Source organism: Alteromonas sp. AWJ4_199, from assembly GCF_056159165.1.
Genome location: NZ_JBSWUR010000005.1, coordinates 13,974 through 29,553, shown reverse-complemented (window position 1 = coordinate 29,553; position 15,580 = coordinate 13,974). Strand labels below are relative to the sequence as shown.

General features: G+C 46.1%; 9 protein-coding genes. 4 read left to right on the top strand and 5 right to left on the bottom strand.

Annotation, left to right across the window (positions count from 1 at the left end; all coding sequences use genetic code 11):
* The first annotated feature begins 82 nt into the window (after positions 1-82).
* The 3 genes from ACXAER_RS19370 (at position 83) to ACXAER_RS19360 (ending at position 6,206) form a co-directional block, all read left to right on the top strand.
* A complete protein-coding gene (locus ACXAER_RS19370; RefSeq protein ID WP_474832148.1) occupies positions 83-1,894 on the top strand; it encodes an ABC transporter transmembrane domain-containing protein in 1,812 nt (603 codons plus the stop codon).
* 144 nt (positions 1,895-2,038) lie between these two features.
* Entirely contained in the window at positions 2,039-3,097 is a 1,059-nt protein-coding gene (locus ACXAER_RS19365; RefSeq protein ID WP_474832145.1) for an efflux RND transporter periplasmic adaptor subunit, read from the top strand.
* The gene (locus tag ACXAER_RS19360; protein ID WP_474832143.1) at positions 3,090-6,206 is read left to right on the top strand and encodes an efflux RND transporter permease subunit; all 3,117 of its coding nucleotides are present in this window, start codon (positions 3,090-3,092) and stop codon (positions 6,204-6,206) included. The genes ACXAER_RS19365 and ACXAER_RS19360 overlap by 8 nt, the downstream gene beginning before the upstream one ends.
* A 273-nt stretch (positions 6,207-6,479) precedes the next feature.
* Here the strand turns inward: ACXAER_RS19360 and ACXAER_RS19355 are convergent, their stop codons facing one another.
* The 5 genes from ACXAER_RS19355 to ACXAER_RS19335 all read right to left on the bottom strand — a co-directional run bounded on the left by ACXAER_RS19355 (position 6,480) and on the right by ACXAER_RS19335 (position 14,184).
* Entirely contained in the window at positions 6,480-7,730 is a 1,251-nt protein-coding gene (locus ACXAER_RS19355; RefSeq protein WP_474832140.1) for an alpha/beta hydrolase, read from the bottom strand.
* 32 nt (positions 7,731-7,762) lie between these two features.
* On the bottom strand, positions 7,763-8,155 hold the full coding sequence (locus ACXAER_RS19350; RefSeq protein ID WP_118489827.1) for a TerB family tellurite resistance protein: 393 nt from the start codon (positions 8,153-8,155) through the stop codon (positions 7,763-7,765).
* Between the two features lie 460 nt (positions 8,156-8,615).
* Entirely contained in the window at positions 8,616-9,833 is a 1,218-nt protein-coding gene (locus tag ACXAER_RS19345; protein WP_474832137.1) for a phosphoenolpyruvate carboxylase, read from the bottom strand.
* A complete protein-coding gene (locus ACXAER_RS19340; protein ID WP_474832135.1) occupies positions 9,830-10,465 on the bottom strand; it encodes a condensin complex protein MksE in 636 nt (211 codons plus the stop codon). Before ACXAER_RS19340 ends, ACXAER_RS19345 begins: the two co-directional genes overlap by 4 nt.
* Positions 10,462-14,184, bottom strand: coding sequence for an ATP-binding protein (locus ACXAER_RS19335; RefSeq protein WP_474832132.1), 3,723 nt, complete (start codon positions 14,182-14,184; stop codon positions 10,462-10,464). Before ACXAER_RS19335 ends, ACXAER_RS19340 begins: the two co-directional genes overlap by 4 nt.
* A gap of 350 nt (positions 14,185-14,534) precedes the next feature.
* On the opposite strand from ACXAER_RS19335, the gene ACXAER_RS19330 reads away from it, so the two are divergent.
* The gene (locus ACXAER_RS19330) at positions 14,535-15,554 is read left to right on the top strand and encodes a heparin lyase I family protein (protein WP_474832130.1); all 1,020 of its coding nucleotides are present in this window, start codon (positions 14,535-14,537) and stop codon (positions 15,552-15,554) included.
* The last annotated feature ends 26 nt before the right edge of the window (positions 15,555-15,580 follow it).

The window sequence follows — 15,580 nt, the reverse complement described above, 5'->3', positions numbered from 1 at the left end:
TTACCGTATAATCCAATCATCAAAGTCAAATAGCGCTATAGAGACAGCGCTATAAAGAAGTAACGCACGCAACGAGGTAATTTTGACGACACCGCTACCAACCGTATCAACGAAGCAAGTCTTACAGTGGATTGGCTCACATTTACTTCAATATAAAACGCGAGTTGTAGGCGCTGTCTTTGCCCTTTTTACCGCAGCTATCGCATGGCTTCTGCTTGGACAAGGCATTAAATACGCGATAGATAGCGGCTTTATCGAAAATGCTGCTGATACCTTAAACAAAGCGACGGTTATGGTGCTTGCTATAACTATCATCGCCTGCCTCGCGACCTATGCGCGCTTCTACTTAATGACCTGGCTTGGCGAGAGGGTTAGCGCTGACATTAGAAACCAAGTATATGCGCACCTTCTCTCACTGCCTCCATCATTTTTCGCGGAGCTTCGAACAGGTGAGGTAATTTCTCGATTTACCAGCGACACTACAATCATTCAAACCGTAGTGGGAATGAGTTTATCGATGACCCTACGCTCGGTTGTGACTTTTGTCGGCGCACTCGCGCTTATGACGTTTTCTAGCCCCCTACTCACATTTTGTGTGATCGTCGCCGTACCTGCGGTACTAGTTCCAATTAAGGTACTCGCCCCCCAGGTCCGTCGCTATGCAAAAGAAAGCCAAGACAAAGTGGCAGACCTAGGCGCGCGAATCGATGAAAGTCTCCATGAAATTATGACCGTACAGGCCTATACCGCTGAAAATTCCGAACGACTGCATTTCTCCAAAAAAGTAGAGCTTGCCATGGACGTAGCTAAAAAGCGTATTCACTATCGCTCACTACTTATTGGCTGCATCATGTGCATTAGTATGACGGCAATCATCTTTATTGCTTGGGTAGGCGCAAGGCAGGTACTCGACGGAACCATGACAGTAGGCGAGCTTTCTGCCTTTCTTTTCTATGCCGTTATGGCTGGCGGCAGTGTGGCTACTATTAGTGAAGTCATAGGCGAAGTACAGCGTGGTGTGGGGGCTAGCGAACGTTTATACGAACTATTTACTGAGTCAGCTATCAAACCCGTATCAGATAAGGTGAAGAAAATTACCGAGTCTGAGCGCGCAGAAGAATCTAACCCCAGAGAGGTTGAAAATAAAGTTTCAATTTCCAAGGCTGCCCCAAGAATTCAGTTGGATAAGGTCAGCTTCGCATATCCAAATAGTAAACCTCTGTTTAATAACTTAAACATTGATATACAAGCCGGTGAACGCCTTGCTTTAGTTGGCGCGAGTGGCGCAGGTAAAACCACCCTCTTTCAATTGCTAATGCGTTTTTACGACCTAAGTAGCGGGCAAATTCTGTTTAACGGGATGCCTATTAACAAAATGCCCGTTAATGTACTGAGGCAGCATATTGCGATTGTCACTCAAGAGCCCGTAGTATTTGCAGATACCGTAATGGAGAACATTCGTTATGGCAGCCCTGATGCAACCGACGAGGCCGTTGTGAATGCAGCAAAACAAGCCTTTGCACACGAGTTTATCGATAACCTTGATGAACGCTACAACACTCAGCTAGGAGAACGCGGTGTAAAGCTTTCTGGTGGACAAAAACAGCGTATCGCTATAGCACGTGCAATTTTAGCCGACCGACCAATCTTACTTCTCGATGAAGCAACCAGTGCCCTTGATGCTATGAGTGAGCGTATGGTTCAGCAAGCCATAGATAGATTAATGATAGGCAAAACAAGCATTGTCATTGCCCATCGTCTGGCCACAGTGCAGCATGCTGATCGCATTCTTGTCATGGATAAAGGTCAGGTGGTGGGAAGCGGCGACCACGCCTCTTTGATGAAAAGCGATACCCTGTACAGGGAATACGCTGAACTGCAATTGCTTAGCTGAACCGCCTGTGGTGCTATACGGTACAAATAATACGGTTATCCAATCGGCTATAAATCAACCGGTTTGGTAATACAAAAAATAAAGGGTTTACCGCTCTCCAACAGCGACGAGCAGAGTAAACTTAACTAACGCTACGGGTTTAAAATGAAAAATTCATTCTATGGTGCAATAAAGACATGGACTCGTCTTTGTGCTCTTTTCTTAATAATCTTGCCAAATGCGAACGCGCAGTTTATGGGAGATAGACAAGCGAAGCTTGTTGTGACCAAGCCCATTCAATTTATGAACGAAACACGAAAAGTTGAAGCGGTTGGCAGTGCAGAAGCCGTACGCTCTATCGTGTTATACCCTGCCGTTTCTGATGAAGTAACAGAAATTAACTTCGTACCGGGCCAATCGGTGGAGAAAGGCAAGGTATTGGTTCGCCTTGACGATAGACGGCAACAAACTGCATTAAAGCGCGCTAAGCTTACTCTAGAAGATGCCCAGCGCACGGTAGAGCGCTTGGCCTCAAGCTATAAGCAAGGTGCAGTGCCCGTTAGCGAACTAGACCTAGCACGCACTCAGCGTGATCTTGCTGAGGTCGCATTAGAAGAAGCGAAAGCAGATTTAGAAGACAGACATATTGTCGCGCCTTTTGACGGCATTGTTGGAATTACTGACGTAGAGGTAGGCGATCGGATTAACGAACAAACGGTTATCACCACGCTCGATAATAGAAGCAAGCTTTTTATCAATTTTAAAGCCCCTGAAGCCGCTCTTCCTGTTTTGCTCAATGCGCCGAACGTCACACTTGAACCTTGGAGCGATAAAGAACAACTGGTGAAAGCCGAAATAGCGCAAGTCGATTCTCGTATTAATGAAGCTGACCGCACCCTTCGTGCACGCGCACTATTAGATAACTCATCTGATAAATTCCGCCCGGGTATGAGTTTTAGGGTTAATTTGAGCATTGAAGGTGATCGCTACGCTGCCGTGCCTGAAGCCGCATTGCTATGGGGAGCAACCGGTGCGTATATTTGGCTTGCCGAAGACGGGAAAGCCAAGCGTGTGGATGTAAGTGTCCACCAGCGTTTAAGAGGAACGATCTTAGTATCCGGTGATATCGAAGAAGGTGATGCGTTAATTTCAGAAGGTGTTCAGCGCTTGCGTACAGGTCAAGAAATTACCACTGAATTGGCCGGAGGGCCTCAAGGTGAGTGATCCAAACCTATCGTCTTCAGTCAGTGACCTTCCCTCACTCTCGATACGACGCCCAGTTTTAATTGTTGTTCTCAATCTGCTTATTGCCATTGCAGGCCTTGCCGCTTTAAGCGGGCTTGAGGTTCGAGAACTCCCCGATGTTGATACCCCTCGCGTTACGGTTACAGCGCAATTTCCCGGCGCTTCCCCTGAAACCGTGGATGCGGAAGTTACTGGCCGACTGGAAGGTGCAGTTGCCCGCGTAAGCGGTGTCAAAAATATATACGCGCAAAGCGAAGAGAACTCTGCCCGCGTACGTGTAGAGTTTCGCCCTGGCGTCAACTTAGAAGATGCCGCCAATGAAGTGCGTGAATCTGTAAGTCGCGTACAGCGTCAACTTCCTGAGGACGTAGAGCAAGTGGCAATCATTCGCGCAGACAGCGATGCTCAAGCGGTAGTTAGCCTTGCTATCTCTAGTGATACCCTAGATATGGAAACACTCACCGAGCGCGTCGATACAGACGTAGCGCCTTTGTTTCTAAGCATTCCCGGTGTTGCGGATGTTACCCTAAACGGCGATAGAGAACGTGTCTTGCGCGTATCCGTTGACCCGCTTCGCCTTACCAGCTTTAGTCTTTCCATGAGTGATATAGCCGACGCCCTATCGCTCGCGCCTTTTGATGTTCCCGCAGGCAGTATACAGTCGGCAGAACAGGCGCTTATTGTGCGAGCTGATGCAACGTCAGTCTCGGCAGAAGATGTTGGCAATATTGTTGTAAGTGGTGATATTCGCATTAATGATGTCGCCAGTGTTTACTTTGGCCCCGCCGATACCACCAGCGTGGTTCGCTTAGACGGCACACCAGTAATCGGTGTGGGTGTCATTCGACAAGCTAGCTCTAATACCATAGAAATTTCTGATGAAGTGCTAGCCATGGTCAAAGACCTAGACAAGCGCTTCACCGACATGCACATCACGGTAACGGCTGACGACGCGGAGTTTATTAGAGATTCTGTGAAAGAAGTTGTGATATCGCTTAGCCTTACCGTCGCTTTAGTGGTGGTGACGTTACTGGTATTTATTGGTTCATGGCGCGCTACAATTGTTCCGGCGCTTTCTATTCCTGTATCGCTAGCAGGTGCCTTGGCAATTATTTGGGGCATGGGGTTTTCAATTAATATCCTTACCCTGCTCGCCCTTGTTTTAGCCACGGGTATGATTGTGGACGATGCGATTGTTGTTTCTGAAAATATTCAGCGCCGCAGAAGTATGGGGTTAGGTGCTCGTGCTGCAGCCGTAATCGGCACACGTGAAGTATTTTTTGCCGTAGTGGCAACCACCGCAGTACTTGCCTCTGTATTTATTCCCATTGCATTCCTTCCTTCAACCGCTGGGCGTTTGTTTAGAGAGTTTGGAGGGGTATTAGCAGGCGCTGTCGTTATCTCTTCTTTTGTTGCACTTTCCTTGGTACCTGCGCTTACCGCACGCCTAAAAGTAAAAGAAACAAAAAGCGATGGCTTGTTTAGTAAAACCTTTGGACGCTTTGGTAATGCGTGCCTTGGTGTATATCAAGCTTCACTGCTAAAAGCCCTTAAGTATGGCTGGGTAGTCGGCATACTTAGCCTAGCCGCTGGCGGTGGCGCTTATATATTGTCACAAAATATCGATAATGAGCTTTTGCCAAGCGAAGATAGAGGCACAATTCGGATATTTGCCCGCGGCCCTGATGGCGCTGGTTTGAACTTTATGGATAGACAAGCTGAAAAGATGGAAGAGCTGCTGCTACCTTATGTTGAAAACGGCACCATAGATTCAATTTATACGGTGGTTGGCTCATGGGATCCGAACATTGTATTTATTACCGCACCGCTAAAGCATTGGGATGAACGCGATAAATCACTTCAAGATGTCGTAAACGAAATTCGCCCTAAACTACAGCAAATACCCGGTGCGCCTGGTAACGCCTTTGGTGGCAATAGCCTTAATTTGCGCGGTCAAGGTGGCGGATTGGAGATTGCGCTCACCGGTGATACCTATGAAAACATTTTTCTAGCAGCGCAAAACTTTTCCCGTCAGCTTGAAGAAAAGCTGCCTGAGCTTGGCAGACCCAGAATTAGCTACGACCCTACCCAACCACAAATGCGCGTAAATATAGACCGCCGTCGTGCAGAGGAGTTAGGCGTGCCCCTTACCGACATCGCCAGTACGCTGCGCGCAGCCGTTAATGGCGATGATATCGCCGATTTAAACGTTGGCGACCAAGCTATTCCTATCATGTTGCAAACTAATAACCGCAGTACGCTTGACCCTTCCGAGCTTACCAGCCTGTATGTAAAAAGCGTTGACGGGAATCTAGTACCGCTTTCTAGTGTGGCATTTATTAGCGAAGAAGGCGTTGCTGCTGAACTAGAACGTCAAGCCCAGCGACGGGCGATAAAACTGGAAATGGAACTGCCAGAAGATGTGGCACTTAGTGAGGTGGTAGATCAAATACGTACGCTAGCACTTGATACTTTGCCCGATGGCATCGGATTGGTCTTTTTAGGTGAAGCACAAACCTTTGAAGAAACGTCCAAACAGGTCGCGCTTACCTATATTTTAGCGTTTGTCATCGTTTTGCTTGTGCTAGCGGCACAGTTTGAAAGTGTGAATAGCGCCGTTGTTGTTATGCTTACCGTGCCCTTTGGTATTGCAGCTGCGGTCTACGCGCTGTTTTTAACCGGCACTAGTATTAACATATACTCGCAAATCGGACTAGTTATGTTAATTGGCCTACTTGCCAAAAATGCTATTCTATTGATTGAGTTTGCCGATCAGCTTCGCGATAAAGGTTTTGATATATATGATGCTATTGTGGAAGCAGGCAAAGTGCGTTTACGCCCCATTATGATGACCTTAGTTTCTACAATTCTAGGTGGTCTACCGTTGATACTATCAACAGGAGCAGGTGCTGAAGCACGCAATGCGATTGGCTGGGTTGTGTTTGGAGGGCTGGGTATCGCGGTGGTATTTACTCTTTACCTCACGCCTGTGCTTTACCTAGCGCTGGCACGCTTCACCAAACCTCGTGCAGATGAAAGCGCTAAGCTTGAAAAAGAGATGGAAGAAGCTAACGCTCAGCACTCTTAGAAGGTTCCCGCTTAGGTAGGCGCTGTGCCTATCTAAGCGGTGCTTAATGTTTGCGTCATGTTGACATGCTAAAGCTGTGCTTAAACCCTTTTTAAACCGAGAATAGATAGTCGCTTTGCCAGTCAGAGAGCGTTAGGAAATAAAAGAGACGCCTAAGCCACAGGCGTAGTAACAAACACAATTGTTACTACGCATTGGCTTAGGCGTTTTTAGTTGAAATGCTGCAGAAATACGAAAGACAAATAAATCGCGTTATGAGGACTAAACTTCTTACTAGGTCTTACAAAAAGCTTTAACTTTAGTCTTGCCTGTAAAGGCCAGCAGCTGATCTACCATCCTCTCGAAGTAAGGGTTATACGTGAGCCTTGCATACACTCTTTCTTCTTTATCACTGCTAAGCTTGTTGTTTTCGACCTCTGGTTCAAATCCCCAAGGTCCATACCATACTTCTTCCCCTGCTTTGCAGCGCGCTTCAGCATCACTTCCTTGGCCGTTGTCACAAATGCGAAACCTACTTTCCGTTCCATACAAGGAGTTATGCTTAGAAAAAAGTGTACTCATATGAGAAGCCGCACTAATTCGCTGCTCGGGTAAGTTCATGGTTTGCATAGTGAGTGTATTATCAGGCACTTCAGGTTTCTCCTCTCCCTGCCACAATAGACACTTACGCGGATGAATGAAATTATCTCTAAATTGTTCAGCAATATTTTTGGTATCAACCGCGCTGTCTTTTTCGGCCACCACCATTAGCACAGGAAGGTTCAAAGTTCGCTTTCCTTCTGATTGAGAAAACAACTCTTGAAGCACGTTTACGCTTTCCTGATAGGCAGCGAAACCAGGCATAGCGGTGGAATTATAGCGACTTGGATTGTCTTCTTCTTCGACATTAGGCCAAGGAAATAATGAGTCGATATAAGGCGCTAAACGGGACACAAAGAAGCGTGACTTAAAGGCTGGTGAAAAATGCATTAGCCCTTTTATATCAAGTTCTTCAGCCATCGAAAAACTTGCTATTGTGGTCAAATTAGCCCCCGTCGAAAAGCCACCAATGTAGAGATTGTCTACTTCTTCGGAAAAAAGCCGTATGTGATGATTCGTTTCTGACTGCCACTGCTCGTAGCTTACGGATAGCATGTCTCCGGGTTTTGAGCCGTGTCCTGGCAACAGGATGGTTCTAACGTGAAGGCCTTCATTGCACATGGCGTTCGCAACATCACGAAAAAAGTAAGGTGAATCGCCCAATCCATGAACTAGCAAAACGCCAAAATCACTGTATTGCGTGCCGCATTCAAACGGCATGTTCATAAACATTTCTTGTGCTTTGTCGTCAGAAATAAACGCCCTATGTTCAAGCAGGTAGCGTTCTACTTCAATTAAGTAGTTATCAAAAGGTTTTACGCCGACTGGAAAGGCCTGTGCACTGGCGCTGAATTGAGAATTTTGTGACGAGTGGCATCCGCTTAATAAGAACAGCGCTAAACAAGCAGCATATGCGTATGCTGCTTTAGTAGTTAAGTTTGGCATGTTTACCGTGTAGGTCTATTACAATAAAACGATTATTGTAGTGTATCTTTACCCGAAACTAATGCCTTGGCGAGTAGTTTATGGGTAAGTAATGATAGAAGCTCGGTTTCTTCCTCGCTACGCTCGCCATCCACACCGGTAATCGCCATAGCAACTTCTAGTGTTTTTTCTGCGTTAAACGATAAGTCGTTTTTAAGACTTTTTAAGAAAGTAACAGTGTCGCCTGTGTCGATGGCCTTTCGAGCTTGATAAATCGTGTCGTTTAGAAAAGCTTCGCGGCAGATCGGGCTTTGCCAGTCTAAAGACTCAACCATTGCATTCAGGTAGTCTTGTTCTGTCAACGTGACCATTCCATCAACCTGATAGAGTAACACTGAAAGTTTGATTAGGGCTTGGTTAAAACTTTGTTGTTCTGATAATTGCATAACACTCTTCCTCTTCGTACTGTACGCGGCAGTACCACAACATGCTCTGCATCCTAGCAGTAGCGATAAATTTCAGTGTCTACATTGCGCTATTAAACATCGAAAACACTTTAGCCGCTGATTAACTGCAATAGGACCTGTAAACCTTTACTTTGGTTCTAAGGCTTAACAGGACCAACAATGTAGACCGCAGAATTGACGGTAGCATTACGCAGCGATGAAGCTTTTAGTTCACAATGTTAAATAAGTGTAAACACCTATTGCATTATAGGTGTTTTTTGACAGGTTCCAAGTGTCATACATCTCAAAATCTAGTGTGACTACGATGTAAACATGGATTAAAAAAGGCAGTAATTTTTTGTTTAGAGTTGAACAACTGGCATTGTAAGAAAGCCTGGCCCCCTATCAAACGTGGGCCAGACTTACCTTGATAAGCAATGGGTAAGATTAAGAAGTTACGTTAACGCAAGCCCAAGGTGATATCATTTATATAAAAATTCCCCGTATAGACTTTATCGTTATTACCGTGAGATTCTAATGCAAAAAACTGCTTATCTTCATCGTTTAGGGCTTGATAGCCCCCAATCACCTGATAGATCCACACTTCAGGATCAAAATCTAAGGCATGTTCTTCAAAATAATCCAGTGCTGTTTTAGGCTGGCCAGAATCAATGACTTCGCAGAAATATGCTTCTACCGCTTGCTGCAATGGATCTTTTTCAAGTGACAAGGTCGATTGCTCCGTCACATCAATATCGACCGGCTTCGTGTCTTCGTGCTTAGTCTGACGTTTGTGTACGTGGGTTAACGACGCCACTATATTTTGATAATCGGCTTCATGCTCAACGTTATTAACATCAGGCGCTGCATTGGTAATAATCGAATCTGATTGATTAAACAATACTGGCACATTGGTCAGGTTGGCGTAGTTACCCGGCGCAAAATCAGGCTGCTGCTCCATGTGTAGCAAAAACCCTTTAAGCAAACGTGTGCGACCTTGGAACTCTCTGAACCGGCCCAACAAGTCTAATAAGCGTGCTTGTACTACCGATAGCTCCTGCGCGGCTTTGGCAAAGCGCTGCTGGAGTGATACTACCAATAAATGGCGTAGCTCGCGGTTAGACCCAGCCAGTTCACTTAACTCATCGAAGCGGAAACACTCAAGCTGAGCGAGCAAATCCGTTACCTGCCCCTGCGCTAGCTCGTTTTCGCGAATTTTAGCATCAACCGACGACACGTAGCCAAACTCATTGTTAATACGGCCAAACATGACACGCACGCTATTACTCAATGATTCTGAAAGTTGATAGACATGCTCGGTCAAATCGCCCATGTGGGCTGCCGCTTCATTGTACTTGTTGTAGTGAAGGGCTTCTTTATAGTGCTCGGTTAGGGTTTTAAGGCTTGCCAGCGACGCACCAATATTCGCATTAATTGTTCGGTTACGTTCGTCTTGCAAGCTTCCTTCTAAAAGCGTTCTTACCGCACTTTTTAAGCGCAATTCACTTTGCGCTTCGGGGCGCCATAAGACTCCCAATTGAACGAGCTGCTCCAATACCTTTGGGCTATGGTCGCGCTCTTTCACCGAACCATTAACATACGCCTGCATAATAAGGTCGCTGTGACGCCCCAGTGCATTAAGTAGTTTGGTCCCCGCCTGAATCAAAACCTGGCTCATATTAAGCTACCTTGCGAAATAGCGGCCTCCGCCTGCTCAGATAAACTCAGCGCTTCGGTTTCGTCGATAAAGCGCAGCATTTCGTAAAGGTGCTCTATCTTGCCTGTGCCTAAATATATTTGTTTATCCGGGTTAGGTTTAATTAGGTAACCCATTTCTGTTAAGCGTTTAAAGACCTGCTTTAGCTGACCATCTAAGTTCACGCTGGTAGAGCCAAACATACGATAGCGAGAAATTTTCTCTAGCTGCTCTGCATAAGCGGGCGTGTCTTCAATGGTCGTTTGCAGCTCGTTTAAACGAATAGCGCTACCCATGGTTATTGGCATGTCAGATTCATTGGCTTGTTGAACTAGTAACAACCACTCAACCAGAGGTACCAAATTAGAAGTGGTATCTTGGAACTGTTGGGTTAGTACTTTGCGTTCGTTCTCACCAATGGTAAGAAAGCTAGCAAAGAAAACATCACCTTCTGCGGTAGTTGAGAGTGTGCGGTTCAGCAATGCTAAGTGAGGCTCTAGCTGTGCAGCGTTATCTCTTGATTTAAGAAAACGCCACGCCTCTTCATCGGTCACCTGACAAATAAACGCGCCTTGTAAAAGTGCACTTAGTACACGGCCTTGTTCTGTCATCATGCTGAAGTCTCCTTGCCTGCTACTTCACTGTTCTTTTCAGCTTCTTTTTTTAGTTTTATGCGTGCGCCTATCGAACTTGCTTTCGGTTGAACTACCTGCAATTGGCGAGTTACTTTATCTATCAAGTAGCGGTTTTCGAATAGCGTCAATACTTCCGATTCAGGGTTCGGGAATGCACCGACTACACTAATGTTATTGTTTTGACACGCTTCAAAGATTTTCTTCACGTTGTTTTGGTGAAGTGTACCTAGTTCATCGATCGGCCAATGCACGGTGGCGTCGGCATCGCCGCGCAGCAGACGGGTGAAAGCGAGTAAGAATTTACACAGAATAAGGTAGGCCATACCGTGGCTTGATGATTCATTAAGCTGGCGGTCGGTACGGATAACAAGGTCGCTGTTCCCCTCACGTAGATGAAGCTCGATATCAAGTAGCTTACTGATGCCGCCCGTAAGCGCTGCACGGCCAAGAATATCAAGAACCCGGCGCATACTTTGACCGTACTCTTCCTCTGGTAACTCGTTAGCCCCCTCTTCCATCCAGTGCTCATAGAGCTTTCTGAATTGCTCAAGTTCGGGCCAGAATTCAAGTTCACTAATACGTGAGCGAATTTTAACAGCCGAGTCTGATACACCATCAAGAGAAAGGTCGCCGTCGACCTCTTGGGTAATACGGCGGCTTTGCGACACAATGCGTTTGTCGATATCGGCAAGTACAAAGTAGTATTGCGAAAGATCGGCACCAAAGATACGGCCTTGCTCACGCAAGCCCTGTAGCTTCTGCGGAACAATCACGTTTAGAAGCTGTGCTAAATGCGACACCATGCGGCGGTGATCAAAGCTCTTCACGCCGTGGGCGTTCAGCGTTGCACACTCTTCACGGGCGCGCTCCCACGTATCCGACAAACCTGTACCTGCTTGCGCTGCTATAAGCTGATCGAATCGTTCTACATAAGCTCGTACATCGCTCAATAAGTTTTCACGTTCCTGAAGCTGGCTTTGCACTTCTGAAATACGCTGACCAATACTGACATCATCGTGCTTAATTTCAGCCGTTTCATCACCTGCTTGAAGGGTAAGCTTGGCAAGAGATTTACTTAAGGTTTTAACCTGTTCTAGGTGCTCACTGGCAGTTTTAAGCGTAGTTTCAAGCTGCCCGTGCTGCTCTTGAAGCTTTTCGCGGTTAGCTTTATAGGTAGCTTGTTTGCTGGCTAAATTACGCTCAGATTCGCCCAATAACTTACGCGACTTAGACAAGCCTTCTTGCCATACCACTTTTTGCTTGGTAAACACGTTAGTGTACCAACGTTCATAGTCGGCTACTTTATGACGGTGGGTTTCAGTGCGCGTAATGTCTTCTTTAAGCTTATTGATTTGCTTTTTAAGCTGACCTATTTCATCAACATCCACACCGCGATTGCTCAATTCGCTTTCCAGCCAATCCTGCATATCTTTTCGGTCTTGAGCAGCACTGTCCTTCGCTTTTCGCATATCGCTATCAAGCTGAGAAATCCGCGCTTCACTATCAGCGATGAGCTGCTGCCAATGGAACTTGTGCTCAGTTTCGGCTTCACGCTGCTGATCTTTGATTTCGTCTCGGCTAAGCTCAAACTGAGCTTTTGCTTGCTTTTGCGACTGCTGATTCGCTTCTAGCTTAGTTTTGGCTTTTTGCTTACGTGCAGAAAGCGCCTGCTGATATTCGCTAAGTACTGTATCGCGGTCTTGCTGTGCACGTTTACGGCTGGCTTCGGCACTTTTAACGGCATTGTCTTTTTGAGTAACCACAAGTTCGGCGTTGCGCACATCTTCGTTCGCTTTCGCTAGGCGCTGCTCACATTCGTTTTGGGCGGCTAGAGCAGCGGCCTGACGAATTTCAGCTTCTTGCAATTGCTGCTTAAGGGCTTGCTCGGTAAAGGCATAGTCTGGGGTGTCAAGTTCAGTAAGTGCTAACTTAACGCCCATAAAGGTATGGCTGTCGTCTTGTGCATCCTTTGCCATAGCAGGCGCTAGATCAGTGCGCTCTAGTAGCTCAGGGCGAACAACTTTACCTAAGGATAACTCCCAGTCATCGACGTTGGCGCGCAAGAACTCAAGTAGCGAGCCTTCGCCAGGGTAAAGAAGCGCATTAATTTTGTTAACCGCTTTTTCTTCTTGCTGAAAGGCGTTGCGTGCTTTATCTAACGCATTTGAACATTCTTTACGAAACTCAACTGATTTACTGTGCGCCTGCTGCGCTTGTCGCAGTTCACCGCGCGCTGCATCTTCATTGATAGATGCTTCTTTAATGGCCGCATCAAGAATATCGAGTTGAGATTGTTCAAACTCGTTGTAGCCTGCGTTACTCAATGAAGCTTTCAGTTCAGCTTCCGCGACTTTTAGCTCATTTAAACTATTTTGGTAGTCGTTCTGAAGCGCACTTAGCTGACTATTGTAGTCGCTCTGAATGCGGCTTAACGCCTCACGCTCGCTCTGCTGCTGCTCAGCTTTATTCTCTGCGGCTTCTTGGCGTGCGGCTGACATTTCTTCTAGAGTAATTGACAGCTTTTCACCTAGCTCAGCTAAGCGCTTGTTGTAGGCCGATTCAATATCCTGGTGTTTTTCAGTAAGCAGTACATAGCGACTATCGGCCATGGCCTTTTCATTTTGCCACTGCGACAAATTTGCGACGTCTTCTTTAAGCTGCTCAATATTTTCGTCTTGCCACTTATCGAATTCACGCTCTACCGTATCAAGTTCACTGGTGAACTTCTCAACATCAGCGCGAGCAGATGAAATTACCTGGTTTAGGTGATCACGGGTATCACCCCACTCGCTGTCCGTTTGTTTGCGCTGGAAGCTATTCTCATCCAATTCATTCTTTGTTGTTTCAACGCGCGCAGCCAAGTAGGTCTTATCAAGCTCGAAGCTATGCTTAAGGTTAGCAAGCACTTGCTCTGTTGTGGTTAGCGCCATGTCAGCTTGTTCGAGTTTAGAAAATTCAGGGCGAATTTTGTCGAACTGTTTAATTAAGTGACATTCTTTAATCCAGTCATCGACGCGGTGGCGGCTTAGGCCTGAAGTAGGTGGCGTAACGCCATCCTCTTCTAAAATGGCGGCAATCATGGCTTTAATGGTTTCCATCTTGCCTTCTTTAGAGTGAACCGCTTTAGCCAGTTTCTCGATGTGGCGCATGTGTTTCGACGGTTCGCAAAGGCTAAAGATTTTAGCGTAGCCTAATAGCTCACGGGCATTGTTACTCTGGTTAAGCACACCGTGATCGTTTTGAATGATGGCGCGGAAGTCTTTGGTATTAAGTAAGCTGGTTACCAATATGTTGTTGCGCTTCATGGCGCGTGCAAGCTCGGCGCTGCTTACACTGGCGTGTTTGCCGTTCTTTTGTTCTATTAAATAATCACTGATTTCAAACGGCTTGCCAATTAAACGGTAATTTAAACCGGTTCCGTTTGAGCTTAATACAGCTTGGCATAGGTCGCCTTCCGCGCGTGTATATTCATAGATAATAAAGCTAGATAAACGCGGTAAGTACCAGCGTTCAAAGCTGTCACGGGTTGCTGGTACCACACGACTAGGGTATTCGCCGTAAAACACGGGAATAAGTCGCTGAAGCGTGGTTTTACCCGACGCATTGGTACCACAAATATTGGTGTGTCCATCAAGCTTTAGCTCGACCACGCCTGGTAAATGCGTGTCGATAAGAATAATACGTTTTAAGCCTGCCATAGTGTTCCTGTATCAATAACTCTGCTGTGTGAATCCTCACACAGCACAAAATTGTGCCTGCTTTGATATACAAAAAAGCGGTATATCGAATAGAAGCCGCGCACATGCGCACGATGTAGCCCGTCAGTGTATTATGAATTCACGAATTTGCACAGATGCGCAATGATTTGTTGGTTACAAAGCACGCTATGGCGCCAGAATCATTTGATGTTTCTCTTTATCGAGGTTTGCGCCGCTTCGAATCAAAAATAAAATTTCAATAATTTTTCTTACTAGATTAACTTTTACACTTGCTGGTTAACCAATTTTAAAACATCTTATTAACCAATAAGAAACATTTGGTAAAAACCGTGTCTACAAACAACAAAAACGAAAACGCCCTACAAGAAACCCTAAAAGTACTTTTCTACTTCTTTTTAATTGCATTGGTGATAACAGCGGTATCGGCCTGTGGAAGTAGCTCTATGAGTGATACAACTTCTCAATCTGTGGCTGTACCTGATTCTCAAGGTGGTGGAGAAACGCCCACTGAAGAGCAAGCAGAGTTTACCCTAAAGTCTGAAGTCATGTTGAGCGCCACGGGCGCTGCCAGCGCTAGCGAAACCTACGCATCGATAGAAAGCGTGTTTGGAGAAGGCAGCATAGAAGCCCCCGACTTATTCGCTGGTGACCATACTTCTACGCCGCATATTTTAGAGGAATCCGATAGCGTTGTAGGCCCCCACTTTGTGTTTTTAGCCCACCGAGATGAGGATTTCAACAAAGGTGTTCAGTCGGACCGTCAGCGCAACGAAATAAAAACCTATGACAAAAGCGATGTCGAAGTACTCGGGTTTGAAGGAGAAACCATGCAGTTTGAATGGTATTTCTATGTCGACAGCGATATGTCTTTAACGAGCAGGTTTAGCCACTTCTTCCAGCTTAAAGCGCGAAATGACAGTGAAGACAACAGTAACGGTAACGACGATCAACCCGTCATTACCCTTTCTGCTGTTGAAAAAGACAGCTCAGGCAAAGAACTACAAGTAAGACACAGTGTAGGGTTTAACTCTGACGGTTCTCGCACCAGTGATGTTTATTTAGTTCGAGCAAACTGGAGCGATATCGCCGATGAGTGGGTTAAGGTATTTGTGCAAGCAACCTTTGCCGAAGAAGGCGACTTCATCTTGCAAATAACCCGCGTTCGTGACGACGCGACTATAGTCGACATTAACGAAACAGATATCGATATGTGGCGAGGTGTATCTGACGAGGACTTTATCCGCCCTAAGTGGGGTATCTACCGCTCTACCGCTGAAATAGATAAATTACGCCAGCAAGAAGAACGAGTGAAGTTTGCTGACTTCGTTATTAGAAAAGGTATGCTTTGATTTGCAATTGAAGCTACTCAATCGAT

What these genes read in the sequence shown, in the direction of transcription:
- ACXAER_RS19350 (WP_118489827.1), bottom strand. Translation starts at nt 8,155, where the DNA reads ATGCAATTATCAGAACAACAAAGTTTTAACCAAGCCCTAATCAAACTT.
- ACXAER_RS19355 (WP_474832140.1), bottom strand. Translation starts at nt 7,730, where the DNA reads ATGCCAAACTTAACTACTAAAGCAGCATACGCATATGCTGCTTGTTTA.
- ACXAER_RS19345 (WP_474832137.1), bottom strand. Translation starts at nt 9,833, where the DNA reads ATGAGCCAGGTTTTGATTCAGGCGGGGACCAAACTACTTAATGCACTG.
- ACXAER_RS19365 (WP_474832145.1), top strand. Translation starts at nt 2,039, where the DNA reads ATGAAAAATTCATTCTATGGTGCAATAAAGACATGGACTCGTCTTTGT.
- ACXAER_RS19335 (WP_474832132.1), bottom strand. Translation starts at nt 14,184, where the DNA reads ATGGCAGGCTTAAAACGTATTATTCTTATCGACACGCATTTACCAGGC.
- ACXAER_RS19340 (WP_474832135.1), bottom strand. Translation starts at nt 10,465, where the DNA reads ATGATGACAGAACAAGGCCGTGTACTAAGTGCACTTTTACAAGGCGCG.